The sequence below is a fragment of the Nocardioides oleivorans genome (genome assembly GCF_004137255.1).
Taxonomy (GTDB): domain Bacteria; phylum Actinomycetota; class Actinomycetes; order Propionibacteriales; family Nocardioidaceae; genus Nocardioides; species Nocardioides oleivorans.
On record NZ_SDWT01000003.1, the window covers coordinates 33682 to 59578 of the forward strand.

The following is a 25897-nucleotide window of genomic DNA, read 5'->3' on the forward strand; positions in this document are numbered from 1 at the left end:
CTGCGGGAGTGGGGCAACCTGTCGGACACCGACACGTCTACCAGACATGAGCACGCGGACCACGACGACGAGGACGGGGGTCGGGACCGGCATGGAGCCAACGGTCGACATCACCGACCTGTACGCCGCCCACCGGCTGCAGCTGGTCCGGCTGGCGGTGCTGCTCGTCGACGACTTCGCCTCGGCCGAGGACGTCGTGCAGGACGCCTTCGCCGCCCTGGCGCGCAGGCCCGACGCGGTCCAGGACCCGTCGAAGGCGCTGGCCTACCTCCGGGTCTCGGTGGTCAACACCGCGCGGTCCGCGCTGCGGCGACGGCGGACGGCGCGGGCGTACTCACCACCCGACGACGTCGCCCCACCCGGGCCCGAGGACGCTGCCGTGCTGGCGGAGGAGCACCGCGAGGTGATCGCGGCGCTCCACACCCTGGCCCCGCGGCAGCGTGAGGTGCTGGTGCTGCGCTACTGGTCGAACCTGTCCGAGGCCGAGATCGCCCGGACGCTCGGCATCAGCCAGGGCACCGTGAAGTCGACCGCCAGCCGCGCGCTGGTGGCACTGGAGAAGAGCATGACGAAGGCCGCCTCGGCCGCGACCTCGGGGAAGGAGGAGCGATGAGCACCACGCAGGAGACGCCGGGGACGGCGGAGATGGAGGCGCGGCTGCGGGCCGCGCTGGGAGCCCGGGCCGAGCTCGTACGACCCGAGGACCTCGCGCCGATCGCGCCGGTGGTGCCGCTCCGGCCCCGCTGGCAGTCGCCGTGGGCGTTGCTCGCGACCGCCGCGGTCGTGCTGCTCGTCCTCGGTGCGGTCTTCCAGGGCGTCACCGGTGGGCCGAGGTCCGACGAGATCGCTCCGCAACCCGACCCGCGGACGCTCGAGCAGACACCCGAGCTGCCGGCGGACGTCGGGCGCGACTGGACGCTCGACGACAGCACCGAGCCCGCCCGGGTCGACCTGGACGGCGACGGCACCCGCGAGCGCGTGGAGCTCCTGACCGAGCCGACCTCGGACGACGACGGCCGGATCCGCCTCCAGGCGACGCTGAGCAGCACGGGTGATCAGGCCTACGGAGTCGTGGAGCTCGGCACCACGGGCGTCGTGGGCATCCAGGGGGCGATCGACGCCGACGGCGACGGCGACCAGGAGCTGGTGGTCTTCGCGAACACCCTGGAGGGTCCGGTCACCTCCTTCGCCCCGGCCGTCCTGGACCTGCGCGACGGGCTGCTGGTGCAAGTGGTGCCGGAGGGCGACGGCTCGCTGCTCGTCGGTGGGTACGTCGCGGTGCCGGGGTCGGAGACGCCGTACTACGACCTGGTGCACACCCAGTCGTTCTACATCGAGGACGGCACCCTCGTGTCGACCCGCTCGGTCGACACGTACGCCCGGTCGCTGTCCACGATGCAGGCCCTCGTGCCCGAGACGGTCGTCTCGGACCGGTACGAGTGGTCGCTCGACGACGACGGCGTGCTCCGACCGGGCGAGCCCACCTGCGTGTACCGCGAGCCCGAGGGTCAGGCGATGCCGTGCACGTCCGACACCCGGGCGGACCTGCCGTACGTCACCTCCGAGTCGACCGACACGATCGGCGTGGGGGAGCAGGTGGCCCTCGAGGACGGCGGCCTGGGCTACAGCGCCCGGCTCGAGGACGGCGACCCGCCCACGCTCGTCGTGGACGGCCCCGGCGCGGACGGCGACGTCTTCGCCGTCGACGTGCCCGACCCGCGCATCCACACGACCAGCCCGACCGACCTGGGGTCGGACCAGGGCGCGTCGCTCCTCGTCACCTCGGCGTCCGACCCCGACGCGATGCAGGTGGTCGTGCAGGCTCCCGACCGAGCGGGGCTGATGGCGCTCGACCCGGTCGGGGACGTCACCCTCGGCACCGGCACCTCCGCCGACGGGCGCGCCTACCGGTCCTGGCTGACCGGGGGCGGGCTGCTGGTCACGGTCGTGGAGGCCGAGGACGGGGCGTGGGAGGCCTGGCGCTGGACGCGGGTCGGAGACCAGGAGATGGCCGCGCTGCCGTGGGGCGAGATCTGCTTCGACGACGTCCAGGACCCGGCGACGGGTCGGGCCTGCTGAGTCAGAACGACTTGCGGAAGGCCAGCAGGTCGACTCCGGGCATCGGCGACCAGTCGCGATCGGGGTCGCGCTCGTAGCCGAGCCGCGCATAGACCCGGTGGGCGCTGGTCATCTCGGCCAGCGAGGACAGCGCCATCCCGACGGCCCCGTGCTCGCGGGCACGCTCCTCGCACAGCCGCGCCAGCGCCGTACCGGCTCCGGCCCCCTGCGCTGCCGGGTCGACGGCGAGCATCCGGAACTCGCCCTCGTCGTCGCGCCCGATCTCGCGCCACGGCGAGCCGGGCACGCAGGACGTCACCAGGCCGAGGAGCCGGTCGCCCTCGACAGCCACCCACACCTCCGCCTCGGCGTCGCGGGTCGCCACGTCGCGGAGCCGGTCGCGGTAGTCGTCCTCGGCCCCGCCGAGGAAGGGCTCGTAGGCCGCGACGCACACCTCCCCGGCCGCGGCGTGCTCCTCCGGTCGGATGCGGCGCAGCTCCACCGGCTCAGATCCCGAAGGTGTTGCGTGGGTAGGCCTCGTTGACGTCGGTGATCACGTTGACCAGGTAGGGCACGCCGGCGGCGTACGCGCGGTCGAGCGCCGGGCCGATCTGCTTCGGGTCGGTCACGGTCTCGCCGGCGCCGCCGAGCGCCTTGACCACGTCGTCGTACGGCGTGCGCTGGGCGAGGTCGGCGACCACGTCGTAGCCGTAGAGCATCTGCATCGGGCCCTTCTCCAGGCCCCACGCGGAGTTGTTGCCCATCACCATCACGACCGGGAGGTCGTGGCGCACGAGGGTGTCGACGTCCATCAGCGAGAAGCCCGCGGCGCCGTCGCCGAGCAGCAGGGTGACCTGCGCGCTCGGGCGGGCGATGCGGGCGGCGATCGCCGCGCCGAGGCCGGCACCGAGGCAGCCGTAGGGGCCCGGGTCGAGCCAGCCGCCGGGGCGCTTCGGCTCGACGTACTTCCCGGCGAAGGACACGAAGTCGCCGCCGTCGCCGATGACCACCGAGTCGTCGGCCAGCCGCGGCACGAGCTCGCCGTAGATGCGGGCGGGGTGGATCGGGTCGGCCTCGGCGGTGAGCAGGGCGGCGTCGCGCTCGACGGCCGCCCTGACCTGGTCGGCGAGCTCGTCGGACCATGCCCGCCAGTCGGGCTTGCTCCCGCGCTCGATCGCGGCCTGGAGGCCGTCGAGGACGGTCGTCAGGTCGCCACCGACGGACGCGGCGAGCTCGGCGTGGCCGGAGACCTGGCCGGGGGAGTCGGCGACGTGGACCACCCGGGCGTCCCCGAAGACGCCGTAGCCGAGGCGGAAGTCCAGCGGCGTGCCGACCACCACGACGAGGTCGGCGCCGGAGAGTGCGGCCTTGCGGGCCTTGGTGACGAGCGAGCGGTGGCCGCCCGGGATGACGCCGCGCCCCATGCCGTTGGTCAGCGTCGGGACGCCGAGGTCCTCGACGAACCGCAGGGCCGCCTCCTCGGCGTGGTCGGCCCAGACGTCGGTGCCGAGGATCAGCACCGGTCGCTGCGCCTCGGCGAGGAGGCGGGCGACGCCCTCGATCGCGGCGGGGTCGGGCTCGACCCGGGTGCCCGTCCCGGACGCGGCCGCGCCGGTCGAGGAGTTGAAGAACTCGTCCATCGGCACGTCGACGAAGACCGGACCGCGGTGGCTGGAGCGGGCGAGGGTGAACGCCTCGTCCATCCCGCCGGCGACGTCGGCGGCGGTCATCAGCGTCTTCGCCGACTTGGCGACCGGAGCGATGATCGGCGGCTGGTCGAGCTCCTGGAGCGAGCCGGTGCCCCAGCGGCCCTGGGGTGCCCGACCGCCGACGACGACCATCGGCGATCCGGCGAACTGGGCCTGCGCGATCGCGCTGATGCCGTTCGTGACGCCGGGGCCCGCGGTGAGCACCGCGAGGCCCGGCACGCGGGTGAGCTTGCCGGTCGCCTCGGCGGCGAACGCGGCGGTCTGCTCGTGGCGCACGTCGAGGAGCCGCATCTGCGGGTCGGCCTTGACCGCGCCGTCGTACATCGGGAACACGTGGGCGCCCGAGAGGGTGAACATGGTCTCCACGCCGTGGGCGCGGGCGACGCTGACGGCCAGCTCGCCGCTGTGGCCTGTGATCTCAGTCTCGCTCATGCCCGCAGGCTAGCGCGTGCCTACTTGCAAGTAGGGAGCGTTGGTGGCGCGCAGCGCGTCGATCACGACCAGGAGCAGGTCGGGGCGCACGGTCGGCGGCTCGGGCGCGAGCGAGAGGTGCACGAACAGCGCCCGCAGGAGTCCCTGGGCGCCGGACGTGGGCGCGAAGGGGTCACCGGCGGCGCCGGGACCGTAGGCGTTCGCGGCCGCGCCGATGCGGTGCACCCACGGCTCGAGGACCTCGGTGCCGAGCGTGTTGCGGCGCAGGATCCGCATCGCCGCGGCGGCGATGCGGTCGGCCTCGCCGGAGACGAGGGGCTGGTCGGGCGGCTGCTGGACGGCGCGCTCGGCGAGGACGTCGAGGAGCACCGCGTGCTCGGCCCCGGCGAGGTGCGGTGAGCCGGCGAGGGCACCGATCGTGTCGGCGCCGTGGGCGATCGCGTGGGCCCAGCCCTTGTTGGGGACGAAGCCACGGGCGTCGACCTCGCTGAGGAACCACACCGCGATCCGGTCACCCCAGTCGAGGACCTTGGCGCCGGACAGCAGGTGGTGGAAGTTGTTGCGCTCGAGGCACTCGGCGAGGATGAGGGCGCTGAAGCTGCGCCGGAAGACCGTGTCGGTGCCGCTCTCGCCGAGCCCGACCGCCAGCCCCGCGACCATCCCGTCGCCCAGCCCGGCCAGCAGGTCGTCGTAGACGCCGCGCTCGATCCAGGTCGCCAGCGCCGGGTAGGCCGTGCCGTCGCGGACCTCCGGCCGGGTCGACCCGAGCATCGTGGTGAGCTCGGCGGTCAGGTCGTCCAGCGGCCTGTCCGACGGGACCTCGAACCCGGCTGCCTGCACCTGGTTCCAGTACCCGAGCGTCATGTCGGCCATCCTGCCAGCCGACCCCGACACCGACCCAGTCGAGCCCTAGGCTGACCGGGTGCCCTCCCTCCACGAGCTCGTGAGAGCCCACACCGACCTCGTCGAGGACGACGTCTCGTGGCTCCAGCTGCTCATGGCCGACTGGCAGATCCTCGCCGACCTCTCCTTCGCCGACCTCGTGCTGTGGCTGCCCGACCGCGAGGGGAAGGGCTACTGGGCCGGCGGCCAGATGCGCCCGACGACCGGTCCCACGGCGCTCGTCGACGACGTGCTCGGCACGTTCATCCCGGCCGGGCGGCGCCGGATGCTCGACGAGGCGTTCGCCACCGGCCGGCTGGTGCGGGAGGGCGATCCCGAGTGGCGCGACGACGTGCCGGTGCGGGTGGAGGTGATCCCCGTGCGCCGCGCGGGCCGGGTGATCGCGATGATCGCGCGCAACACCAACCTGCTCGGCGTCCGCACTCCCAGCCGGCTCGAGCTCAGCTACCTCCAGACCGCCGCCGAGCTCACCCAGATGATCGCGGCCGGCTACTTCCCGCTCTCGGACCAGCGCAGCGACCACGCCGACTCACCCCGCGTGGGCGACGGCTTCGTGCGACTCGACGCGGCCGGGCGCGTCGTCTACGCGAGCCCCAACGGCCTGTCGGCCTACCGGCGCCTCGGCCTGCAGGGCGACCTCGCCGGCCTCGTGCTCACCGAGCTCACCCGTGACCTGGTGCCGGTCCGGAAGCGGCCGGACGAGGAGACCCTGAGCGCGGTGCTGGGCGGCCGTGACGGCCGGGCGACGGAGGTCGGCACCGACGAGGTGACCCTGATAGTGCGCAGCATCCCCCTCCGGCCGCAGGGCGACCGCAGCGGTGCGCTCCTCCTGGTCCGCGACGTCACCGAGCTCCGGCGCCGCGACCGCGAGCTCGTCACCAAGGACGTCACCATCCGCGAGATCCACCACCGGGTGAAGAACAACCTCCAGACCGTGGCGGCGCTGCTGCGCCTGCAGGCACGGCGTACGGACGCCGAGGACGCCAAGGCCGCGCTCGAGGAGGCCGTACGACGCGTCGGCTCGATCGCGATCGTGCACGAGACGCTCAGCCACGCCGTCGAGGAGACGGTCGACTTCGACGACATCGCCGACCGGCTCGGCGCGATGGTCGTCGACGTCAGCGGCGTCGAGGTGCCGGTGCGCGTCGTCCGCGAGGGGTCCTTCGGCAAGCTGCCGTCCGAGGCGGCCACCCCGCTCGCGATGGTGCTCACCGAGGTGCTGCAGAACGCGATCGAGCACGGCTACGCGGGCGTGCCCGACGGCACGACCGGACGGGTCGTGGTGACCGCACGCCGGATCGTCGGGCGGCTCCACGTCGTCGTCGAGGACGACGGCCGCGGACTGCCCGACGACTTCGACCTCGACGGGTCGACCCAGCTGGGCCTGTCGATCGTGCGCACGCTCGTCGAGTCCGAGCTGGCGGGCGTGCTCGAGATCGGTCCCGGGACCCGGGGCGCCCGGGTGCAGGCGGACCTGCCGATCGACTAGGCGGTGCGGATGCGGGCCCGGGCGTTGCGGCGCTTCAGTGCGCGACGCTCGTCCTCGCTGAGGCCGCCCCACACACCGTGGTCCTGCCCGGCCTCCAGAGCCCAGGCGAGACACTGCTCGCGCACGTCGCATCGTCGGCACACCTGCTTGGCCTCTTCGATCTGGAGGATCGCGGGTCCGGTGTTGCCGATTGGGAAGAACAGCTCAGGGTCCTCGTCGAGGCATGCCGAGCGACTGCGCCAATCCATGGGGTGGGGGATCCCTCTTTCTCAGTTCACAGGCGGGTGCTGTTTCGGACAATCAGCTCAGCCCGGGCGCACAGAAGCGCAGCGACCAGACTGGCAAGACTTGAACGTTCACACAACCCCAAACAATGGTCGTGTCGGTCACAACTACTCTGGGACAGTGCCCGTTACGCCTTCGGTTGATCCCCCAGCCGCACACCATACAACCCCGCCCCCACTCCTCCTGGCCGCCGCACTGACGGCGCTGGAGGCCCTGGTGCTCCTGGGCCTCGGCGTGCTGGAGCTCGCGCACCTGCGCTCGATCCGCCTGACGATGGGGGTGACCACGAGCATCTTCTTCCTCGGCGCCGCTGCCGCGCTGGCCTGGTGTGCCTGGGCGTTGTGGGGCGTACGCCGCTGGGCGCGAGGTCCGGTCGTGATGGTCCAGCTGATCCAGCTCGGGCTCGCGTGGAACCTCTGGGCCGGTCCGACCCGGCTCGCCTCGGCCGTGCTCGCGGTGGTGGCGATCGCGGTCGTCGTCGGTCTCGTCCACCCGGCCAGCACCCGCGCGCTCGAGGCGGCCGAGGAGGTGGGCTGATGGCCGGCCTCGCGCACGTGCGCCCGGTCCGGCCCGGCGACGAGCGGGAGTGGCGTCGGCTGTTCGCGGGCTACCGGGAGTTCTACGAGCTCCCGGCCGACGACGACGTGGTCGACCGGGTGTGGGGCTGGCTGCACGACGACGGGGTCGAGGTGCAGGGACTGGTCGCCGAGGTCGACGGCGTGCTCGTCGGACTGGCCCACCACCGCGCACGGCCGGTCGGTGGTCCGCTGGATCACGGCCGAGGACAACCACGTCGCCCGCTCGATGTACGACTCGATGGCCGACGCGACCCGCTGGGTGACGTACGACCGACGGCCCTGAGGCGGGCTCAGTCCGCCTCGAGGGACGTGCGCAGCTGCGCGAGGGTGCGGGTCAGCAGCCGGGAGACGTGCATCTGGGAGACGCCGATCTCCTCCGCGATCTGCGACTGGGTCATGTTCTTGAAGAAGCGCAGCAGCAGGATCCGCTTCTCGCGCTCGCCGAGGCCCTCGAGGAGCGGCTTGATCGACTCACGGATCTCGACGTGCTCGATGTTGGCGTCCTCCACGCCGAGGCTCGCGATCATCGCGGGCGGGCCGTCGTCGTTGTCGTCGGAGGCGTCGAGGGAGAGCGTCGCGTAGGCGTGCGAGGACTCGATGCCCTCCATGATCTCCTCGACCGAGCAGCCGATGACCTCGGCCAGCTCGCGCGGGGTGGGGGAGCGGCCGAGCTTCTGGGTCAGCTCGCCCGTCGCCCCGCCGATCTGCATGCGGAGCTCCTGGAGCCGGCGCGGGACGCGGATGGCCCAGCCCTTGTCGCGGAAGTGGCGCTTGATCTCGCCGATCACGGTGGGGGTGGCGTAGGTGGAGAACTCGACGCCGCGATCGGTCTCGAAGCGGTCGACGGCCTTGATCAGCCCGATCGTGCCGACCTGGACGAGGTCCTCGAAGGGCTCGCCCCGGTTGCGGAACCGGCGCGCGCAGTGCTCGACCAGGGACAGGTGCAGGTGCACGAGGTCGTCGCGCGCCATCGAGCGCCGGGCGTCGCCGGCCTCCTCGTCGCGCAGCACCGAGAACAGCTCCGCGCTGCGGGCGCGCACGTGGTCGAGGTGGGTGGGCACGACGTCGTCGAGCCCCTCCTCCTCGGCAGCCCCCGCTGCCACGTGGTCCTGCGCTTCCCCCGTGTCGTTGCTCATGTCAGAGCTCTGCACCCGTCATTCCCGCCGCGACCGCCGAGGAGACCGTGAAGCGGACGCGGAAGCGTCCGTCCTCGGGTCCCGCCGACGCGTCCTGCGCCATCGTGTCGAGCACCTGCCAGGCGAAGCTCTCGGTGTCGAGCTCGGGGTCGTCCATCGCCTCGGTCTCGAGGGACACCGTCATCGTGCCCCGGCCGAACCAGAAGTGGGCGACCAGGTCGGTGCCGGGGTCGGCGGCCGGGATGACGAGCGCGGACGCCTCGCCGATCGCGATCCGGAGGTCCTCGATGTCGTCGATGGTGAAGTCCAGCCGCGCGGCCAGGCCCGCAGCCGTCGTGCGGACGATGGTGGCGTAGGCGCCCTCTGCCGGAAGTCGGAGCTCGACGTCGGCGCGGCCCCTGTGGTCTTCTGCCATCTGCCTCAACGTCTCCGTCCTCCGAGCCTGGTCAATGGCCCACACCCTAGGTCATACGACACCGGGCCCGGGCGCCACAGGCGTGGCGGCCGGGCCCGGTGACGGGACGAGGAGGGGCTGAGCCTGCTCAGGCCTTCTTCGTCTCCACGTAGGCGAGCGTCAACGGACATTGGTGGCTGTCGAGGGCCTCCCACTGCTGACCTGCACGGGAGTCATTGGTCAATGGTGATCGAGCTGGATACTCGGTGGCCCTCTTGCGGACTCTGTGCGGACTCACGACCCACCTCGCCGGCCGCGGCAATAGCGGTCCGGACATGAAACAGCCCCGGTGCTGGAACACCGGGGCCAAGGTCCCTCTGGAAAGGGCAAGCAATGTCTGAGCAGAACGGTACTACAAGCGCGCCCGAACGCGCTACCTATCCCGGACTCTTCGACCTCGTCATCGAGCGACGTCAAGCGGCTTGGGACGCAGGGCTCTACTACGACCCGTGGACCGACCTGACGCGTCGCACTGGCGTGAACCTCGAGTTCCGCAATGGCGGGCCGTATGAAGACTGGAAGGACCCGTGGGGTCTGACGAACTTCAACGACCTTGACGTCACTCTCAGGTTCGGCCTGACGGAGTGGCAGCTTCGATCGACGCTGGCGCACGAGCTCGTTCACCTCGACCGCGGGCCGCGGGCCGACCACACCTCGGAAGCGGTCGACGAGAACCGCACCAACAGGCTGGCAGCGCAGCGCATGATCGACCCGGTGGTCTTCGACAAGATCATGGAGCTGGGCAACGGAAAGCCGAACCGCTGGGTGATCAACCACGCGCTCGGAGTCGACCTCGGACTCTTCCGGCACTACCGAGGATGGAGGAAGACCTGCAAGGAGTCCACTGCCATGAAGGCGTTCGAGGCGTCCCGCACGAAGACGCCGTGGCCCGCGCCCTGGGTCTACAAACTGGTCCAGAAGCACCCCGGTAACTGGCCCTACATGGAGAACGCAATCGCTGCGGCGGAAAGCGCGGCACGGGCATGAGCCGGACGACGACAACCACGGTGTCGATCACCTGCCCGCACTGGTGCAGGATCGAGCCCCAGGCGCACGCCGACGACCTGTGGAACCAAGGCGGCGTGCTGGTGCATCACATGCCGGAGATCCGCATCAACGACGCGGGTGGCTTCGAGCAGGCGGGAAGCGACACGCTGCCGGCCGCGGAGTTCTCCATCGGCATGACGTCGCTGTCCACGCCGGGGGGTCGTTTGCAGGGCTCCTCGGTGATCTACCTCGACGGGCACGAGGTGACCGTTGACCAAGCAGAGCAAATCGCCGCGGCGCTGCTCGAGGTCATCGCGCTGGCGAAGGCGCCTTAGTAAGACGGCAGCGGCCGGGTGCTCTTGGGAAGCTCCTGGCCGCTGCCTATGGAACCGCTGTTCGGGAGGAACGTCGGAACCGTGACCACATCATTGCAGTCCGATCTAAGGTGCGTATTCATGACGGGGAAGTTGGCGGCACTCGTGCTGGCCGTGACCATGCTGACCGCGGCGCCGGCAGCCGCAGGCGATCCGTGGCCCGATGGGCTGCCGTGGTCGACGAGCCACATGGGGTCAGGCGCGAAGTGCGCCAGCGGGTGGGAGCAGCGACAGCTCGAGGTCGACCTCAGCCGTGCCGACGTCGAGGAGCTTCTCGACGGCCCAGGCCGCGCGTTCCCAGGCAAGCCGAACGAGCGTTACTACCGCCCGTGCAACCGTTCGTGGCACAAGGGGCAGGTCGTCATCATCTACAAGCGCGACCGCCTGTGGAACTCTTTCAAGGTCGTCACGCCCAGCTCGATCAACGAGGTGCCCTACGCCTGAGGGTAAGTTGCTGGACATGACCGACGAGCCTCAGATGTACATCAACGCACTCGCTGACGGCGGACCGATCCATGGCGGGTCGATCAACTTCGCAGCCCCGCCTCCCGGCGCCGGCGTTATGCGCGGAGCGGGTTTCCTCATCAACGTGGATGACACCCAGCACGAGTACACGCTCCGCTTCTTGGATGGGCCCCCTTTTCAGAAGTGGGAGTACCGCGGCGTCACCGTTGAGATGCCCGCGGACATCGTCGACCGTTAGGCCACTCGAGCTCTACGGCGACGAGCAGCGTTGCGCAGGCAGACGCGGCACAAGGTGTGATCCCGGGTCTTGCTCTGATATCCATGCTCGTCGAGGTCGTGACCGTAGGAGCACTTGCCGTCAGCTCGCTTGCGAGGGCCAACGGGGGTCTCCGGAGCCAGCCACAGCGCATTGATCTTGCGCCTGACCCGCATCAGTCGCGTAGTGAAAGTGGTGCGTGTCAGGCAGAGAGCTTCTGCCGCAGCGGCGTGGTTCCCAAATGCCGCCAAAGTGGCGATGACGTCGTACTCCTCGGCCGTGAGCGCACCCAGCACTTGTCCTAGGGCAACCCTCTCCTCTACCTGCTCGGAGAAGCTTCCAGAGCCGGCGACAGCACGCCAGTAGATAGCGAAGTGCGGGGCCCACTCGTCTCGCTCAAGCTTCCGGTAACTCAACTTGCCGTGGTGCCTCTGGACGTCGGTCGCTTCCTGGCTGATCGCTGTAAAGCCGATCTGCCCTAAATTCTCGGGACGTTCGTCGCTGGCGTAGATCGCCTCGACGATCGCCATCCACGCAATGTCCTTGCGCTCGTCGTAGCCCAGCATCGGCGCCTTTGCCCGCGAGGCAGCGATGCGTGCCGCCCTGTCGACGTCGGCCATCGTGAAGCCGTGGGCGAGTTCTGCGGTGTTGGCAACGAGGCTCATGCGCTCACCACGGCCACGGCCGGCTGCTGCTGTGGAATCGGGATAGTGGCGGATCGGGAGTAGCCGACGGTCACAAGCCATCCTTCCGGTGTGATGTCGTGTGCGATCGAGGTCACCCGCTGGTTCTCGTCGACGGCCTTGGCTGTGTTCTTGACGCGGTGCAGGTCGTAGAGATCCACGAACGCGCGGGCAACCCGGTGTGCGTCCGTCCTGATGGGGAGCACGACAGAGTTGGGCGTGATCTTGGGCGTGGCATTGGCGGCAAACACGGCGGCGGCGATGGTGTTGAGCCCACCTCGGTTCAAGAAGGTGGTGGCCAGCATCGTGAAGTCGCGGTGCCTGCGGCCCCAGGTGGTGATCGAGTTCACGGAGACCCGCGTCTCGGTGAGGTCTTCCTGCATCTGGTTGTCGGTGTAGCTCCAGTTCAGGAGCTTGATCGCCAGCGAGTTGATGACGCGGCCTACGTCGAACGAGAGGTCGACACTGGAGTACATGGATTCGTCGATGGTGACCGCGGTGCCGGCGAGCGTGGAGCGGACGCGGAGGACGCCAAGGCGGTCGATCCACGCGTAGCCCGACACGCTGTCTCGCGTCAGGGCCACTTGGTCGGCCGCTGAGGCGTTGTCGTTGATCGCTCGGTAGGTGGCGGTTGCGACGTGACCCGCGATTTCATCGCAGTCCCAAGGCACGGGCATGGCGTCGGTGATGCCCGATCCCTCGAGCACCCAAGGCAGCAGGTTCACTGCGTCAACGCTGTAGCGCCGCTGGATGGCGCTGAGGGCCTGCATGGCGTCGACCGCGGTGAGCTCGATCTTGCAGTGCAGAGGGTCGGTGGGCTTCCTGCGGGGCACGTCGTAGGACACGTCAGCGGTCTGGACGGTGCCGGTGAAGATGGGTTCGAACGTTCCTGATGTCGCCCCGTTGAGTGCGGTGAGGCGGACCTTGCGACCGGGGCGCAGGGTTGCCGTCGTGGACGGGTCGAGCGCCGAGTTGCGAATCGTGGCCGTGAGGGTGCCCAGGTCGAACTCTTCTCGCCGCACCTGGATGGCGTTGTAGGTGCTGCTCAGCACGTTCGTCCAGAGCACGTTGGGCGCTGCGGCATTGGCCAGCATCGAGGCATCAGAGAGTGAGCCGCTCTGCGAAGAGAAGACGCGCACGTTGCGGACGGCGAAGGCCGATCCAGTGGATGGGTAGGGGTGGGTGAAGTCGGCCTTGGTGACCTGGAATGTGAGCGCGCCGAACACCGCGCCGGCGGGGACGGTGCGAGCCGCAGTCCAGTAGTTGGTGCTGGGGATGGTGATGTTGTCCTGCGGGGCGGAAGGCGTCGTGGAGTGGCCGACTCCGTTGATGTCGAACCACCAGAACTGGACGACGTAACCCGCCACGGGTGCATCTACGAGATCCCACTGTGCGCGGAGCTGCTCGCCGCCAGTGACCTTGAACATGGCCGACACGAACAGGTTGGTCGTGCCGCCGACGGTGATGTACTGGAGGGCGGGGTTGCCGCCGTAGAGCGCGTAGTTGATGCGAGAGCCGCCCGTGGTGGACAGCCACCCCCACGCCCCAAGCGTGCCGGAGGGATTGGCGATCCTGTTGACGTACTCGCCCGCGGTCGGGTCGCGCTCGACCTCGAGCTTGATCCTCGTCATGGGATCAAACATCAGTTGGTTCGTCATGCGAGCCGCCGCCCGCCGCTCTGGAAGTAAGCCTCGAGAGTCCTCTGAATCTCGCGGCCGGTCTCGGCAGGGTTGGCCGTGACGGGCACGCTGACGGTCATGTTGATGACGGTCGTGGGACCCATGCCGTAGCGGCCATTGAGAGGCACGACGGCCTCGGGTCCGGCCTCGCCGATCACGGCGAGCGTGGGCCGCGTGACGATGCCGCCGTTGGCCAGGTATGGGATGTTCGGAGTGGTGATGGAGAAGGAGTCAGGCAGCCCGGGGATCTTGTCGGGGATGTCGACGGAGAAGCTCAGGTTGTTCCACCAGCCGATCATGCGGTTGATGACGCCCTTGAACGAGTTGCCGAGGCCGTCCCACATGCCCGACGCGGCCGAGGTGATCTTGCCGCCCAGGCCGGTGATGGTGTCGATCATCGAGTGCAGCTTGCCCAGCACGCCGCCGCCCTGTGCCGAGTAGGACCCGACGATGTCGGAGACCTTGTCGCGAATGGCGTTGAACTTCTCGTTCAGCGTGGTGATGGCGTTGCGGATGGCGGGACCAGCAGTGCCGGTGAACCAGTCGACCACCTTCCCGATGACCGCCTGCACCTTGTCCCACACCGCGTTGACGATGTTCCGGAAGGTCTCGTTCTTCTTGTAGAGGAGCACGAAGCCAGCGGCGAGAAGCGCAGCGCCGGCGATGATGAGCCCGATGGGTCCAAGGGCGAATCGGATGGCTACGCCCAGTGCCCGCTTCGCCGCCGCAAGTCCGTTGGTGGCGACCGTCGCCGCCTTCTGTAGTCCCGGGATCTTCTCCGTGGCCAGGTTGAGCAGGTCCGAGGCACCCGTGACACCCATGATCGCGGCCGAGGCGGTCTCCATCTTGGCCGCTGTGCCCTCGGAGATGAGCCCTGTGGCCTCGAGCGCGCCGGCAAGGTCTCCGAGGCCACCTGCGGCCTGCGACGAAGCCGAGGCGGTGGCGTCTGCGCCAGCCGCGGCGGTCGAGAATGCGCTGTCGATCCGGTCACCCGACGTCCTGGCCTGAGCTGCCGCCGAGTCCATGGCCGTTTCGGCCTGCGACAGGCTCGAACGCAGGTCGGAGGTGTCGGCCAGGAAGGCGATCTTCACCGGTCGGGCTGCCATGGACTACTCCTTCATCTGCTCTTTGATCCGCTGCGACGCTGGTCCGTAGGCGTCTCGTTCGGCCCTGCTCATTAGGTCCCACTCGGACGGCCGAACGCCCGTCTTCATGACGAACTCCGCCTTCTCCTCGAAGGTCAGGCGGACGGCTCTTTTCCCGCGTCGTCCTCGTCGTCGTCCTCGCTGAAGTAGCCCTGGGTCTCGGCGATCGTGAGCGCCTGGACCGCCTTGTAGGCGTCGGGATCGTTCATGTTCTGGCGACGCTTGTCGACGAAGATCAGCGCGCGGAGGAAGGTGAACGGATCCGGGTTCTCGGCGTTCTCCTGGGCGTCGACCCCGAGAGCGGTGATCTTGCGCCCGAAGTGGGCAGCGATGGCGATCTCGTCGAAGCCGGTCAGGCTCTCGAACATGTCGTTGGCAGTGCTCATAGCAGTCCGTTCCTCTTGGCGATCTCTTCCCATCCCTGCTCGAGCAGCTCTGGCGCGCGCTGTTCCATCACGGCGTCGGTCTGCTCGATGGTTCGAGATGGCTTGATGTTTCGGCGGGGCCAGCCATAGATCTGTGGGCCGGCGTACTGGACTCGAGCCCTGCCCGCGGTGACGATGGCCCGACCCTTGGCGCGGTTGCCGCGCACTGAGTCGTGGAGCTTTCGAGTGGCGCCCTTGCGGATGAACCCCTGCATGACGTCGGCACCCTCGGCGGCCACCGCACCCATGGCGTCCTTGAGCTCCTCGACGTCAACGCCGGCCTTCTCGAACGCCCTGGTGGTCTCGTTCAGTCCGGCGACGTGGACGCCCATCAGGAGACCTCGTGCTTCTTCCCGTCGATGGTGTGCGCGCCGGGGGTGTCGAATACGTAGACGCCGCCAGTCACGGTCACGCGGCTGCCGTCAGGGCGCTCGACCTCGGTGCGCTCGGGCACCTCGATCTCCTGGCCGACCTCACGCTTCGGCGCGGTCATCAGAACGACCCCGTGGTCAGCTCGGTGGGCTTGGCTGCGAAGACCCAGCGGCACTCGAACGTCTGCTTGGCGGTCGTCGACGAGTTGGCGGCGCCACCGATCAGGTCGCCGTCGGGCATGATCACCGTGACGTTGCCGGAGTAGTGCGGCTCCGAGGTGCTGGCGGTGGTGTTGCCGTAGGGGTTGACCTTAACGGCGACCGAGGTGCCGGGGTTGTCCCAGAGGTAGCGCCACAGCGATCCGGTGGCGAGATCCTGCGCGGCGATGAACCGCAGGAACCACTCACGCGAGCCACCAGCCGCGGCGTCGGTGTACGAGGTGAAGTCAGAGTCTGCGGGGTCGGATCCGACCGCGCACTCGCTGACGGACGAGGTGTACTCGGTACTCCCCACCTTGACCTTGAGGAAGCGCGTCCCCAGATGTGCCATGTCCTTCTCCTGTGTCTAAGCGGCGCGAGCGCCTTCGATGATGAGTCCGTTGGTGCTGCCCCCGCCGCCGAGGACGAGGTCAGCGGGTACGACGTTGGTGATGACCAGCTCGGTGGAGATGGCTCCGAGCAGGTCGTCGAGGCGGTCGGCCAACCACTGCTCCGCAGTCCTCACGTCCTGTGGGAGCGCGAACCACACCTGCCATGTGTCGATCCAGCCGAGGCCGGAGTCGTCGCGGGCGCGGCCGTTCCACTTCACGAAGCCCGTGTACGCCTGGAGCGTCTGGCGGTACTCGGGGTAGATCGTGACGTCGAGACTGCCGGTCGCAGCCGCTGCGATGTCGTCGCGGGCGGTGAACATCAGGCCACCGGCCTGCGGCGGTACGGCGCCTCGAGCCGGCGCACCTCAGCGTCGAGGCCGCCCACCCGCGTGCTGATGCCAGTGGTGTCAGAGAGCTCGACCTGGAGCCCCAAGGCCAAGGGCCGGATGGTCAGCGTGTGAGCCACCCGTCGGCACAGGGCCTCGACGAGGTCGGCGGTGTATCCGTCCTCGGGCACCTTGACGGCCTTGAGCTGCGCAGCGGTCTCAGCGTCAAGGGCGGTGAGGATCGCGCCTTCGTTGCTGGTGGGCAACCCGGCGCTGTTGAGGTAGTCCAGCACTTCAGGGAGGCCGGGTGCGGGGACTGGCATGCTGGACTCCTCTCGGCTACTTCTTCTTGGTGGGCTTCTTCGGCTCCGGCTTGGGCGGCTTCACGTCTTCGCGAAACCGCTCGCGCCGGTCACCCTTGGCGGGGCTGGCCATCAGGCGGTGGGGTCGTAGGTGACCTGGCGGACGCCGCCGAAGTCGCTGATCGCGGTGGCGACGTAGCCCCAGATCGCGAGGTCGACGTAGGCGACGCGGTACTGGAACTCGAGGCGCTGCGGCGCGCTGTTCCACAGGTGCACGCACCCGGTGTCGATCAGGTAGCTGTTCGACGTGTTGTTGCTCGAGGCGCCGAGCGACGGGACCGGGTCGAACTCGACGCCGGCCACATCGAGGGACGTGAACCGCGCACGGGCGCCACCGTTGGCGTTGGTCGGGCCGTACATCGGCAGGAGCTTGCGGCCGGTGGAGTCCACGGCGGCAGCGAGCTTCTTGTAGAGGTTCGCGTGGGTGGCGGCGTAGTTGAACGTGTTGCCACCGGCGATGAAGTTGAGGTCGGCGATCGCGGCCTCGAGCTCGTTGACCAGGTCGTCGTCGGCCGCCGCAGTCGTGAGCGGGATGTCCGTGATGGACGCGACGTTGGCGTTCAGGATGTTGTAGGCACTGACCTCAAGGGCCGAGAAGTAGTGCTGCACCATCTTGTTCCAGATCAGGCCGGAGACCTGCGGGTTGCCGCCCTGGTCCCACACCTCGCGGGTGATCTCGACCTTGCCGGAGACCGCCGACGGGGTGACCGTCTGGTTGGTGGCGGTGAAGCTGCCCGGGGTGGGCTCGACACCCTCGACGTGAGGTGCGACGAGGTTGGCGGCGGAACCGAACTTCGGGAAGAGGAACGGCGTCATGTCCGTGATGGCGCCCTTGTGGAGGGCGTCGTAGAGCGGGGTGCGGAAGCGGCGCTCGTCGACGTACATGTCGGGACGCTGGCGGGCCGGGTTGAGCGAGGTGACGTTGCCCGTGTCGACGTCGAAGGTCGGGGTGAACATCTCCTGCATGAACGCCATGACGCGCTCGCCGGCCTCGGAGTCGTGGTCGCGGCCGTAGGAGATGAGGTCGGTGGAGAAGTCGTGCGAGCCACGGACGCCGTCGAAGCGGTAGGGGCTCTCCTCGGTGACCGTGAGGGAGGCACCGGCCGAGATGACCTCGGGGCCGCCCTGCGGGTTCGCCAGGTGGGCGAAGCCTGCGGCGATGGCGCTGGTGATCGACGCCTCGAGCGACTCCGCGGGAGCGTCGGCCTCGGGGGTCTCGATGGTGGGGCCGGTGACCGCGATGGTTGCGGTCGCGGCCATGGTGGGCTCGGTGGTGGGCGCGTCGGCCATGGTCTGTCCTTCCTGGGACATCGAAACTGAAGTGAGGCGGGAGCTGTCGAACACGGGCTGTGGGGTCATGGAGATCTCACGGAGCGGGAACTTGACGGCGTGGTGCACGCCGTTGCGGAGCTGGAACTTGACGCCTTCGCCGGGGCCGATCGAGAGGCCGTCCCACACGCCGTCCTCGGCCATCGACAGGGCCTTGTCGCCCTCGGGGCCACGGGCGACCTTGAAGGCGGCTTCGAGGCCGGCGTCGGTGTCCTTGAGCTCGAAGGCGTGGCCGACTGCCTGCGCGGCGTCATGGGCGATGTAGAGCTTCACGCGCTTCGGGTCACCCCACGTCACGGTGCCCTTGGCGAACATGAACCGCTGACCGCCCTTGACTCCCTCGACGCCGTAGGGGACGGCGAGACCGCGGATCACGCGGGTCTCGTGGTCGACGGCGAAGACGGAGCCGGTCGTGACGGCGTCCATGGTGAACTCAGGCACTGGCGGCCTCCTCGGTGTCGGCGGCGGTCTCAGGCAGCGGGTCGGGAGGCAGGCTGTCGAGGGGCTTGTCCTCGGCCTCGCGGATCTCTTCCTCGGTAAGTGCCCCGACGTCGAGGCCCAGGCGGTATGCCTCGTAGCGGCCCTTGGGGTCGGAGCGCAGGAAGGCGTCGAGGTCGAAGCGGGCTCGGTAGCCGCGCGGGCTGACGTTCGGGCTGGAGAGCGTCTGCTCGATCGCCGTCAGGTAGGGGCCGAGCGTGAAGTCGAGGAACGCCTTGCGGCGGTCGAACTGGTTGGCGTAGGTCCGGGAGGTCGTGGAGACGCCCAGCTCCTCGGGGTCGACGCCGGAGATACGGGCGATCTCGAGCACGGCGTGGTTTCGAGCCTCGGCCATCTGGAGCTGCTCAGGAGTCCAGCCGTCCCGCTTGTACCGCACACCCCACGGCACGAAGCCGGTCGTGTTGGTGCGGCGAGCGGTGGCCCAGTCGGACACGAGCGCCTGCGGGTCGTCGATCGGGTCATCCGACTCGAACCAGTCGACAGGCGGCGAACCCTCGGCGTACTTCGCGGCGGAGGAGTCCAGGCGTAGGCAGGTGCGGATGGCTCGCGCGCCGGCCGTCAGTAGTCCCTCGTTGAGGGAGTCGAAGCGGATGAGGTCGCGGTCCTCGACCCACTCAGTCGCCGAACCGGAGTGCAGGCCGCCCTTGGAGACGTACACCTTGCCGTTCTTGGCGACCGTGACCGACCTCGGGTGGAGGCGTCGGACCTTCGCCGGGTAGCCGCGCCAGTCACGCGTCAGGACGCGCCACCAGGCGACCTCCTCGAAGAGGAGATCCTCGACGGTCATCGCGATGGTGTAGGCCGGGATGCGGTCGGGCTCCGGACGCTCAAAGAGAGCCCACGGGGAGTTACGGCGGTCAGGGCCGGAGAGGTTGAGAGGCAGCCCGCCGATGGGGCCGCAGATCTTGTCGCGTGCACCCTTCACCGCGGGCACCTGGAGGGCCGACTTGCGGTCGATGCGTGGGGCTTGCGCGATGGGGTCCGCGTAGGACTCGAGGCCGAAGATCTGAGCGGGGATTGACTCGGCGTCGACAGCGAACGACGGCGGCTGCTCGGGGATGGACGCAGCGAACTCAGTGACCGGCGAGCTTCCGGTCAGCAGCCTTTTGTACCACCCCATGTATCAAGGGTAGCGCATGGTAAGGGCCAGATGGGCGAATGACCCTTACCAAGTTCAGGCAGTCTTGGGCACGACCATCCGAGAACTGCGGCCGGCGCGCTGGCGGGCTGCGGTCGCGGCCCACGCCGCAGCCTTCACTGCGTCGGCTCGTCCGGTCGACGCGAGCCTCACGCCGTCGGCGCCCGGTGTGGTGCGGACGGCGAGGAGCTGGCCCGTGAGGTGCTGACCACCGTCGTGGCGCAGGACGTCCTCGCGCAGCAGCCGGTCGACGTCGGCGACAGACTGGCCGACGCGTGCGCGCATGTCCTTCGTGCGGACCGAGCGGAACGCGGGATCGTCGGCGAGGGAGGCGCCGATGAGCAGCGCGTTGCGGTGGCCGCTGGCCTTGATGAGGTCGACAGCCGTGGCGGCGTCGTCGACCTCGAAGGCACGCACCCGCACCTCCGTGGCATCGGCAGCCCAGGCAAAGGCGACAGAGACCCCGCTGCCGAACCACGACTCGAGTGCGACGGCGTCCGGAATCGTGACGGGCATCGCTACGATTCGGCTGTTCCACACGTCGGGCTTGACCAGGGCTTCGCCCCGCTTCTTCTGGGTCTGCCTCAGGCGCCACTGGTTGAGGTACTGCGAGCGGAAGCCCTGCATCGGGTCGAGGTCGTCGAACTCCGGATCCTGCTCGCCGGCCGCGGCCTTCTCGTACTTGCTCGCCATCATCTTGGCGCGGTCCTCGGACCAGTGCGGAGAGGCCGCGCGCCAGACGATGGGGTCCGAGGGGTCGGCGTCGGCGGGTGCGCCCCAGACCAGCACCAGCGTCTCGCCGTCGTCGACCGTGAGTGCATCGAGGATGCGCCCGGGCATGAGGCTCGTGGCTCTGCGGTGTGCCGTGGAGGTGAGCACGAGCTGCGGGCTCTCGCGCTCCAGCATCGACGGCTCGAGGTCGTCGTCGATCGACGAGGGCTTGATGTCCCAGCACTCGTCAGCGTGCGCGAGGCAGGCGTCGTAGCCGGTGGTCGAGTCCTTTGAGCGGGCGACCCATCGGTTGACCTCGTCGCGCGAGATCTCCGGCTCGGTCATGCCCTTCTTGTGGTCCCATCCGTCGCGGGTGGCAGCCCACGGGTACGCCTTGCGCAGCACCTCGCGGACGATGGCCAGGTTGGCGCCCGTGTGCATGACGAGCTGCTCGTCCTCGAAGAGCTCCGGTCCGTGCTCCAGGCGCCACAGCGATGACCCGCGGAGGCGTACCGACTTGCCGATACGGCGTGGGCCCGACTCCAGAACCACGCGGAAGCACAGCGTGCCGTCGGCTCGGTGCTGGAGCTGGAGGACGAAGGCGAGCTTCTGCCAAAAGCGAAGGCGCAGGGGCTTGCCGCGCTCCTTGAGGTTGGCTTCCATCCACTCGATGGCTGCCGGCCCGTAGGACTCAACTGCCTCGGGGTGCACGGCTGAGACCCATAGCGGCGGTGCGGCGTCCTCTGGAACGTCGAGGAACGGCGTCAGCCAATTGGGCGCAGTCGCCACCAAGGTCGCCCAGTCGAGGCCCTCGCGGACCACGATCGGCTCCTCGTCAGGCCCGTGTGTGTGCACAGGAAGGATCGGAGACTGCCCGGGGGGTACGTCGTGGGGAAAACCAGCATCAACGAGCGCCTGACGTCGTGCCTTCTCGATCACCGCGGCCTGACCAGTGCCTCGTGAACACGCGTCGTGCTCGGGCTGCCAGTTGCTCGGCTCCCATGTGAGCTCTGGGTAGGCGGCACGGGACTTGATGTGCCCGACCACCCACTCGTCGCCTGTACCTACAGTGTGACCACAGCGTCCGCACGGGGCAGGCAGCCGGCCGGCGATGTAGGGCCGAGCCACCTCGGTGACAGCCCTGCCTCCCCACGCCTTCACTGGTCCCTCTCCTCGAGCAGGGCACGCAACCTCTGGATCTCCTTGCGCTGCTCGGTCAACATCCGGTTGGTGGTCTCGGCGAAGCGGCGGTGCTTTGCCTTGAGTCGGGCCAGTTGCAGGACGGTCCTATCTGGGGACACACCTACTGGCGCGTCCTGGGCGTGTTCCCCGCGTGTCCCCCTAAGGGGGAGGGACACGGGGTCACGGGGTGTCCCGGACACACTGGGGACACGGGGGGACACGGGGTCACGCGACGTCATCTACAACCCACTCCTTCAACTTGGTGTGAGGTGTGGCCTCGCTCAGGTATCCATCGAGGATGAGCTGATCGAGGGCCGAGTCGATGGTCATGGCCTTGCCCGTGACGGCAGCACGGATGAGGCGCTTGGAGAGTGGGCCGCGGTCGTTGATGACGGCCATGATCCGACCCATGTAGACGGTGGGCTGGAAGGCGTTGCTGGCCTCGTGGGGCGCCTCGACGGCCACCTCAGAGAAGCCCTCGGGGTGTGAGGTCAGCACGAGATCGCCGGCCCAGAACATGCCGCTCGAGGACGGCAGGGCGTTCTTCCTGAGCTGGCCAGGGCGATCCTTGGCGATGCGCAGGGTGGACTTGCCGGTGATCCCGACGCCGAACGGCTTGCGGTTCTCCAGGACGTAGGCAGCGCCGTCGAGGCCGTTGAGCTTGTGCACGGCGCCGATGGAGTACCTGCCGCGGTTCTCCGTGCTCTTGGCGACGTGGTCGAGGGAGACCGATGCGGCGCCGGCTGAGGCAAAGCGACGAGGCAGCATCCGACCGAACGCGGCGACGTCGGCATTGTCGTTCGGGTTCATCCCGTGCATGGTCAGGGCCTCGGTGACGCCGTCGAGCACGGCGAGGGTGGGCTTGTGGGTCCGCAGGATGTCCATCAGGTCGTCGAGGTGGATGCCTGTGCCCAAGGCGTCCTCGGGCCTGAGGTAGTGGAACCTCTCGCGAATGGCCTTGGGGTTGCCACCCAGGGTGAGCAAACGACCGACGATGCCGCCCTCGTCGTCCTCGAAGTCGAGGTAGAGCACGTGGTTGAGCGCGTCGAGCTCGTCGAGGACCGCGGACATCGCGAGCCAGGTCTTGCCGCCCTCGGACTCGCTCGAGATGGTGTGCACCTTGCCGGGGTAGAACATGCCGGCGCCGTCGGTCCTGCGTCCTACGGTCGGCTCGACGGGCTGCCAGCGACCAGAGAGGACGTCGTCGAGGTCGACTGGCTGCCATGACCTACGGAACACAGGTGATCGCTGGACACCATCAAGTGCCCCTGACGCCTCTAGCGCGCGGACGACGTCGGGGTGGGCAGCACTGAGACATTCCTCGAGTTCACCTTGGGCGATGATGGCGCTGAGGCTCTCGGGGCTCGGACGGTAGTACGGGTCGGCCCAGACGTCGTGCCAGCTCACGCATCACCCCACGGTCCTCGGCCATGGAGGGCGTCCGTCCATGCCGACACCGCTCCGGGCGTGCCGTGCACGTCAAGGTGGAGCGTGGGGATGTACTCGCGGTAGTGGTGGATCTCGGGCGTCACTGACCGTCGGTCGCCGACGAACAGGATCACGCGAGCACCCGGCTCCACGGCGTACAGGGATGTGACGACACGCCGATCGGCGTCGCGATCATCGCGCTCGAGATCGCAGTAGACCGTCGCAGAGATCACTCGCCACCACCACGACGGGCAGCGGCCATGAACAGCTCGTAGCCGGCCATGTCGCCCTTGGCCTTCGCTTCGGCCGCGAGGATGAGAGCGCGGTCCGTGGGGATGCCCTTGGCCCTGTCCGCGGCCTTGACCGCCGCAGTCGCGGTCGGATCCGCGTTGGTGTATCGCTTCACTCGCCGACCGCCTTGGCGAAGAGGCTGTCGATGTACTCCTGCACGTCGGTGCGCCTGTAGACGAGGTGTCGCCCCATTCGCCCACTGGTGGGACCGGTGCCCTGCGCGCGCCAGTACCTCAGCGTGTTTTCGCTGACGCCGAGCCAACTTGCCACGGCGTCGATGCGGAGAAGCTCGTCCATGCTCTACAACTCCTTGTTGGTGGTCACCTATGAAACGATGTTTGCATGAGTGACCCGTGGTGGGCAAGCACGGTGTAGACACACGCCAACAAAACGTTGTACGGTCGCGGAGTGACGGACATCGACGGAAACCCGCTGAGCCCCTGGGAGCGGAACTTCATCGTTCACATGGCTCGCCTGCGCGAATCCCATGGCATGACGCAGACCGACCTGGCGAAGCGGCTCCAGCCCTACGGCCTCAAGTTCCACCAGCAGACGATTCAACGTGTCGAAGCTGGCGAGCGGCCGGTGCGGCTGAACGAGGCCCACATCATCGCGAGGGTCCTGGAGTCAGATCTGAACGTCATGACCACCGATGTCGGCTCTAGCGATGCGTCTATCCGATACGCCGTGGCCGCATGCAGGACCAAGGGTGAGTCGCTGTTCTACAACCTGACCGAGGACATGAACTCGTGGCTCGACGAGTTCGACCAGCTCGCCCTCTTGATCGCGGAGCGCGACCTCTCTACCGAGCTGTCAGAGGGAACAGTCTGGGCTCTCGAATGGTGCTGGCGCATCCGGGAGGTCGCAGCGCACATGATGGACACTCGCGCGCAGCTCGGCGAGTTCGTCCTGGGCAAGTCCGACGCCGAATTGCAGGTCGAGGTACCGGCGTTCGATCTGGCTGGCGAGTGGATCGAAGTCCACCTCGACAAGACCCGTCACTTGGCGGAGATGACCCCCGCTGCGCTCATGGCGCTCTTGGAGCCCACGGATGGCTAGCATCAAGAAACGCCCCAATGGCCGGTGGCGCGCTCGCTACCGCGACGCCTCAGGCCGCGAGATTGCCAAGCACTTCGACCGCAAGGTTGACGGGCAGCAGTGGCTGGACGAGGTCACGGCATCCGTCGTCCGTGGTGACTACGTCGACCCAAAGGCGGGTCGCATCACCGTGGCGTCTTATGCGACCCAGTGGGAGTCCGTGCGCGTCCACAGTGACGGGTCGGCGCGGATCGTCGACAACGCGCTGCGCCTGCACCTCCTGCCGGCGCTCGGCGCCTACCCGCTCGCCAGCGTCCTGCCTACGCAAGTGCAGGGGTTCGTTCACGGCCTCGAGGCCAAGGGGCTGGCTCCCGGCTCGGTGCGCAACATCTACGACGTCACGGCGCGAGTGTTCGAGGCCGCGGTGTACGACCGAAAAATCCCGCGGACACCCTGCGTCAAGATCAGGTTGCCGTCGGGCGGTGGCGTCGAAGTGGTCCCGCCGACGGTTGAGGAGATCGATGCCGTGCGCGTCGAGCTGGATCCTCGCTACAGGGCTGCGTTGCTCGTGCTCTCTGGCTCTGGGCTACGCATCGGCGAGTTCCTCGGCCTCGGCATGTTCGATGTCAACTACCTAGGTCGATCGATTCGGGTTGAGCGCCAGCGACTCCAGACCAACGCGCTGGCTGACCTGAAGACCAAGGCGTCACGGCGCACCGTGCCAATCGGGCAGGTAGTCGTCGACGGCCTCACTGAGCACCTACGCGAGTTCCCGGGTACAGATGAGGCGCTGTTCGTCGACGAGTGGGGCAAGCCTCTTTCGTACTCCCGCTGGAAGAAGATGCTTGCGGCGGCGGCAGGGCGAGCCGGCGTCGAGCTCACCAGCCACGACCTTCGTCACTTCGCTGCCTCGGCGCTGATCTCGGGTGGCGCCTCGGTGAAGCAGGTCCAGGCATTCCTGGGCCATGCGTCCGCGGTCATCACCCTGCGGACCTATGCGCACCTGTTCCCGGGCGACGAGGACCGGACGCGCGTAGTGCTTGATGCCGCCCTCGGTCCGCTTGCGGACTCCTCGCGGACCGAGGGGGCATCCAATGCTTGAACTAGCAGGTCAACGACCTGTCCAGGCGGTTACGCCTTCTTCGTCTCCCAGAAGATCTCCGCGATCTCGTCGATCTTGGCGAGGAGCTGGTCGGCGACCTCGGCGTCCATGGTGCCCTTGGTGCCGGTGGCACCCGCGAGCTTGGTGGCCTCGTTGACCAGCGTGTGGAGCTGGGGGTACTTCTCGAAGTGCGGGGGCTTGAAGTAGTCGGTCCACAGCACCCACAGGTGGTGCTTGACCAGCTCGGAGCGCTGCTCCTTGATCAGGACCGCGCGGGTGCGGAAGTCGGGGTCGTCGCTGTCGTTGACCTTGGCGATGACCGCCTTGATCGACTCGGCCTCGATGCGCGCCTGGGCGGGGTCGTAGACACCGCAGGGAAGGTCGCAGTGGGCCGAGACCTCGACGGTCGGGGCGAGCAGGTGGCGAAGCATCTTGTTCCTCTCGATCGGGAAGCTGAACGTCTGCTGCGACAC

The 25897-nt window shown here is 68.6% G+C and carries 32 protein-coding genes; 10 read left to right on the top strand and 22 right to left on the bottom strand.

Annotated elements, in window-relative coordinates; translation table 11 throughout:
* Positions 1-46: 46 nt before the first annotated feature.
* Both EUA93_RS18780 and EUA93_RS18785 read left to right on the top strand, forming a co-directional pair.
* A complete protein-coding gene (locus EUA93_RS18780; protein ID WP_129401881.1) occupies positions 47-613 on the top strand; it encodes an RNA polymerase sigma factor in 567 nt (188 codons plus the stop codon).
* Positions 610-2079 (top strand): hypothetical protein, encoded by a 1470-nt coding sequence (locus EUA93_RS18785; RefSeq protein ID WP_129401882.1) that lies wholly within the window; start codon positions 610-612, stop codon positions 2077-2079. Before EUA93_RS18780 ends, EUA93_RS18785 begins: the two co-directional genes overlap by 4 nt.
* Before the next feature lies 1 nt (position 2080).
* Here the strand turns inward: EUA93_RS18785 and EUA93_RS18790 are convergent, their stop codons facing one another.
* Genes EUA93_RS18790 through EUA93_RS18800 form a run of 3 tightly spaced genes read right to left on the bottom strand, consistent with a single transcriptional unit; the run spans position 2081 to position 5063 of the window.
* Positions 2081-2560: a GNAT family N-acetyltransferase gene (locus EUA93_RS18790; RefSeq protein WP_129401883.1), complete on the bottom strand. Its 480-nt coding sequence runs from the start codon at positions 2558-2560 to the stop codon at positions 2081-2083.
* Between the two features lie 4 nt (positions 2561-2564).
* On the bottom strand, positions 2565-4199 hold the full coding sequence (locus tag EUA93_RS18795; protein ID WP_129401884.1) for an acetolactate synthase: 1635 nt from the start codon (positions 4197-4199) through the stop codon (positions 2565-2567).
* Positions 4200-4208: 9 nt separating this feature from the next.
* Positions 4209-5063 (bottom strand): DUF2785 domain-containing protein, encoded by an 855-nt coding sequence (locus tag EUA93_RS18800; protein WP_129401885.1) that lies wholly within the window; start codon positions 5061-5063, stop codon positions 4209-4211.
* 58 nt (positions 5064-5121) lie between these two features.
* Between EUA93_RS18800 and EUA93_RS18805 the strand changes: the two genes are divergently transcribed.
* Positions 5122-6591 carry a sensor histidine kinase gene (locus EUA93_RS18805; protein WP_129401886.1) on the top strand — a complete coding sequence of 490 codons (1470 nt, stop codon included), beginning with the start codon at positions 5122-5124 and terminating at the stop codon, positions 6589-6591.
* On the opposite strand, the gene EUA93_RS18810 is transcribed toward EUA93_RS18805, so the two are convergent.
* On the bottom strand, positions 6588-6839 hold the full coding sequence (locus tag EUA93_RS18810; protein ID WP_090969765.1) for a WhiB family transcriptional regulator: 252 nt from the start codon (positions 6837-6839) through the stop codon (positions 6588-6590). The two genes, EUA93_RS18805 and EUA93_RS18810, sit on opposite strands and share 4 nt — an antisense overlap.
* A gap of 253 nt (positions 6840-7092) precedes the next feature.
* Here EUA93_RS18810 and EUA93_RS18815 point away from each other — a divergent pair, with 253 nt between their 5' ends.
* Complete coding sequence (locus tag EUA93_RS18815; RefSeq protein WP_129401887.1) at positions 7093-7413, top strand: hypothetical protein; 321 nt, start codon at positions 7093-7095, stop codon at positions 7411-7413.
* Between the two features lie 331 nt (positions 7414-7744).
* Here the strand turns inward: EUA93_RS18815 and EUA93_RS18825 are convergent, their stop codons facing one another.
* Together EUA93_RS18825 and EUA93_RS18830 are read right to left on the bottom strand one after the other, a co-directional pair.
* Entirely contained in the window at positions 7745-8590 is an 846-nt protein-coding gene (locus tag EUA93_RS18825; RefSeq protein WP_129401888.1) for an RNA polymerase sigma factor SigF, read from the bottom strand.
* Between the two features lies 1 nt (position 8591).
* Entirely contained in the window at positions 8592-9005 is a 414-nt protein-coding gene (locus EUA93_RS18830; protein ID WP_129401889.1) for an ATP-binding protein, read from the bottom strand.
* Between the two features lie 372 nt (positions 9006-9377).
* Between EUA93_RS18830 and EUA93_RS18835 the strand changes: the two genes are divergently transcribed.
* From EUA93_RS18835 to EUA93_RS18850, 4 genes are all read left to right on the top strand, one after another.
* Positions 9378-10031, top strand: a complete 654-nt coding sequence (locus EUA93_RS18835) for a hypothetical protein (protein WP_129401890.1) — start codon at positions 9378-9380, stop codon at positions 10029-10031.
* Positions 10028-10366, top strand: a complete 339-nt coding sequence (locus tag EUA93_RS18840; RefSeq protein WP_129401891.1) for a hypothetical protein — start codon at positions 10028-10030, stop codon at positions 10364-10366. The genes EUA93_RS18835 and EUA93_RS18840 overlap by 4 nt, the downstream gene beginning before the upstream one ends.
* 120 nt (positions 10367-10486) lie before the next feature.
* Positions 10487-10849, top strand: a complete 363-nt coding sequence (locus EUA93_RS18845; protein WP_129401892.1) for a hypothetical protein — start codon at positions 10487-10489, stop codon at positions 10847-10849.
* A gap of 16 nt (positions 10850-10865) precedes the next feature.
* Positions 10866-11108, top strand: coding sequence for a hypothetical protein (locus EUA93_RS18850; protein WP_129401893.1), 243 nt, complete (start codon positions 10866-10868; stop codon positions 11106-11108).
* Here EUA93_RS18850 and EUA93_RS18855 read toward each other — a convergent pair.
* From EUA93_RS18855 to EUA93_RS18915, 15 genes are all read right to left on the bottom strand, one after another.
* Entirely contained in the window at positions 11105-11791 is a 687-nt protein-coding gene (locus tag EUA93_RS18855) for a hypothetical protein (RefSeq protein WP_129401894.1), read from the bottom strand. The two genes, EUA93_RS18850 and EUA93_RS18855, sit on opposite strands and share 4 nt — an antisense overlap.
* On the bottom strand, positions 11788-13467 hold the full coding sequence (locus tag EUA93_RS18860; RefSeq protein ID WP_129401895.1) for a hypothetical protein: 1680 nt from the start codon (positions 13465-13467) through the stop codon (positions 11788-11790). The genes EUA93_RS18855 and EUA93_RS18860 overlap by 4 nt, the downstream gene beginning before the upstream one ends.
* Positions 13464-14594 (bottom strand): hypothetical protein, encoded by a 1131-nt coding sequence (locus EUA93_RS18865; RefSeq protein WP_129401896.1) that lies wholly within the window; start codon positions 14592-14594, stop codon positions 13464-13466. Before EUA93_RS18865 ends, EUA93_RS18860 begins: the two co-directional genes overlap by 4 nt.
* A 134-nt stretch (positions 14595-14728) precedes the next feature.
* A complete protein-coding gene (locus EUA93_RS18870) occupies positions 14729-15019 on the bottom strand; it encodes a hypothetical protein (protein ID WP_129401897.1) in 291 nt (96 codons plus the stop codon).
* The gene (locus tag EUA93_RS18875) at positions 15016-15390 is read right to left on the bottom strand and encodes a hypothetical protein (RefSeq protein ID WP_129401898.1); all 375 of its coding nucleotides are present in this window, start codon (positions 15388-15390) and stop codon (positions 15016-15018) included. The genes EUA93_RS18870 and EUA93_RS18875 overlap by 4 nt, the downstream gene beginning before the upstream one ends.
* A complete protein-coding gene (locus EUA93_RS21675) occupies positions 15390-15551 on the bottom strand; it encodes a hypothetical protein (protein WP_165355230.1) in 162 nt (53 codons plus the stop codon). Before EUA93_RS21675 ends, EUA93_RS18875 begins: the two co-directional genes overlap by 1 nt.
* A complete protein-coding gene (locus tag EUA93_RS18880) occupies positions 15551-15979 on the bottom strand; it encodes a hypothetical protein (protein WP_129401899.1) in 429 nt (142 codons plus the stop codon). Before EUA93_RS18880 ends, EUA93_RS21675 begins: the two co-directional genes overlap by 1 nt.
* A gap of 15 nt (positions 15980-15994) precedes the next feature.
* Entirely contained in the window at positions 15995-16339 is a 345-nt protein-coding gene (locus EUA93_RS18885) for a hypothetical protein (protein WP_129401900.1), read from the bottom strand.
* Positions 16339-16668: a hypothetical protein gene (locus tag EUA93_RS18890; RefSeq protein WP_129401901.1), complete on the bottom strand. Its 330-nt coding sequence runs from the start codon at positions 16666-16668 to the stop codon at positions 16339-16341. The genes EUA93_RS18885 and EUA93_RS18890 overlap by 1 nt, the downstream gene beginning before the upstream one ends.
* A 111-nt stretch (positions 16669-16779) precedes the next feature.
* Positions 16780-18477 (bottom strand): HK97 family phage prohead protease, encoded by a 1698-nt coding sequence (locus EUA93_RS18895; protein ID WP_129401902.1) that lies wholly within the window; start codon positions 18475-18477, stop codon positions 16780-16782.
* Complete coding sequence (locus tag EUA93_RS18900; protein WP_129401903.1) at positions 18470-19654, bottom strand: phage portal protein; 1185 nt, start codon at positions 19652-19654, stop codon at positions 18470-18472. The genes EUA93_RS18895 and EUA93_RS18900 overlap by 8 nt, the downstream gene beginning before the upstream one ends.
* 54 nt (positions 19655-19708) lie before the next feature.
* A complete protein-coding gene (locus EUA93_RS18905) occupies positions 19709-21205 on the bottom strand; it encodes an HNH endonuclease (protein ID WP_129401904.1) in 1497 nt (498 codons plus the stop codon).
* Positions 21206-21790: 585 nt separating this feature from the next.
* A complete protein-coding gene (locus tag EUA93_RS18910; protein WP_129401905.1) occupies positions 21791-22702 on the bottom strand; it encodes an AAA family ATPase in 912 nt (303 codons plus the stop codon).
* 520 nt (positions 22703-23222) lie between these two features.
* Positions 23223-23399 carry a hypothetical protein gene (locus EUA93_RS21680; RefSeq protein ID WP_165355231.1) on the bottom strand — a complete coding sequence of 59 codons (177 nt, stop codon included), beginning with the start codon at positions 23397-23399 and terminating at the stop codon, positions 23223-23225.
* A complete protein-coding gene (locus EUA93_RS18915) occupies positions 23396-23581 on the bottom strand; it encodes a helix-turn-helix transcriptional regulator (protein ID WP_129401906.1) in 186 nt (61 codons plus the stop codon). Before EUA93_RS18915 ends, EUA93_RS21680 begins: the two co-directional genes overlap by 4 nt.
* Before the next feature lie 111 nt (positions 23582-23692).
* Here EUA93_RS18915 and EUA93_RS18920 point away from each other — a divergent pair, with 111 nt between their 5' ends.
* Positions 23693-24343: a helix-turn-helix transcriptional regulator gene (locus EUA93_RS18920; RefSeq protein WP_129401907.1), complete on the top strand. Its 651-nt coding sequence runs from the start codon at positions 23693-23695 to the stop codon at positions 24341-24343.
* Positions 24336-25424 carry a tyrosine-type recombinase/integrase gene (locus EUA93_RS18925; protein WP_129401908.1) on the top strand — a complete coding sequence of 363 codons (1089 nt, stop codon included), beginning with the start codon at positions 24336-24338 and terminating at the stop codon, positions 25422-25424. The genes EUA93_RS18920 and EUA93_RS18925 overlap by 8 nt, the downstream gene beginning before the upstream one ends.
* Positions 25425-25453: 29 nt before the next feature.
* On the opposite strand, the gene sodN is transcribed toward EUA93_RS18925, so the two are convergent.
* Positions 25454-25897: a superoxide dismutase, Ni gene (gene sodN, locus EUA93_RS18930; protein WP_242497517.1), complete on the bottom strand. Its 444-nt coding sequence runs from the start codon at positions 25895-25897 to the stop codon at positions 25454-25456.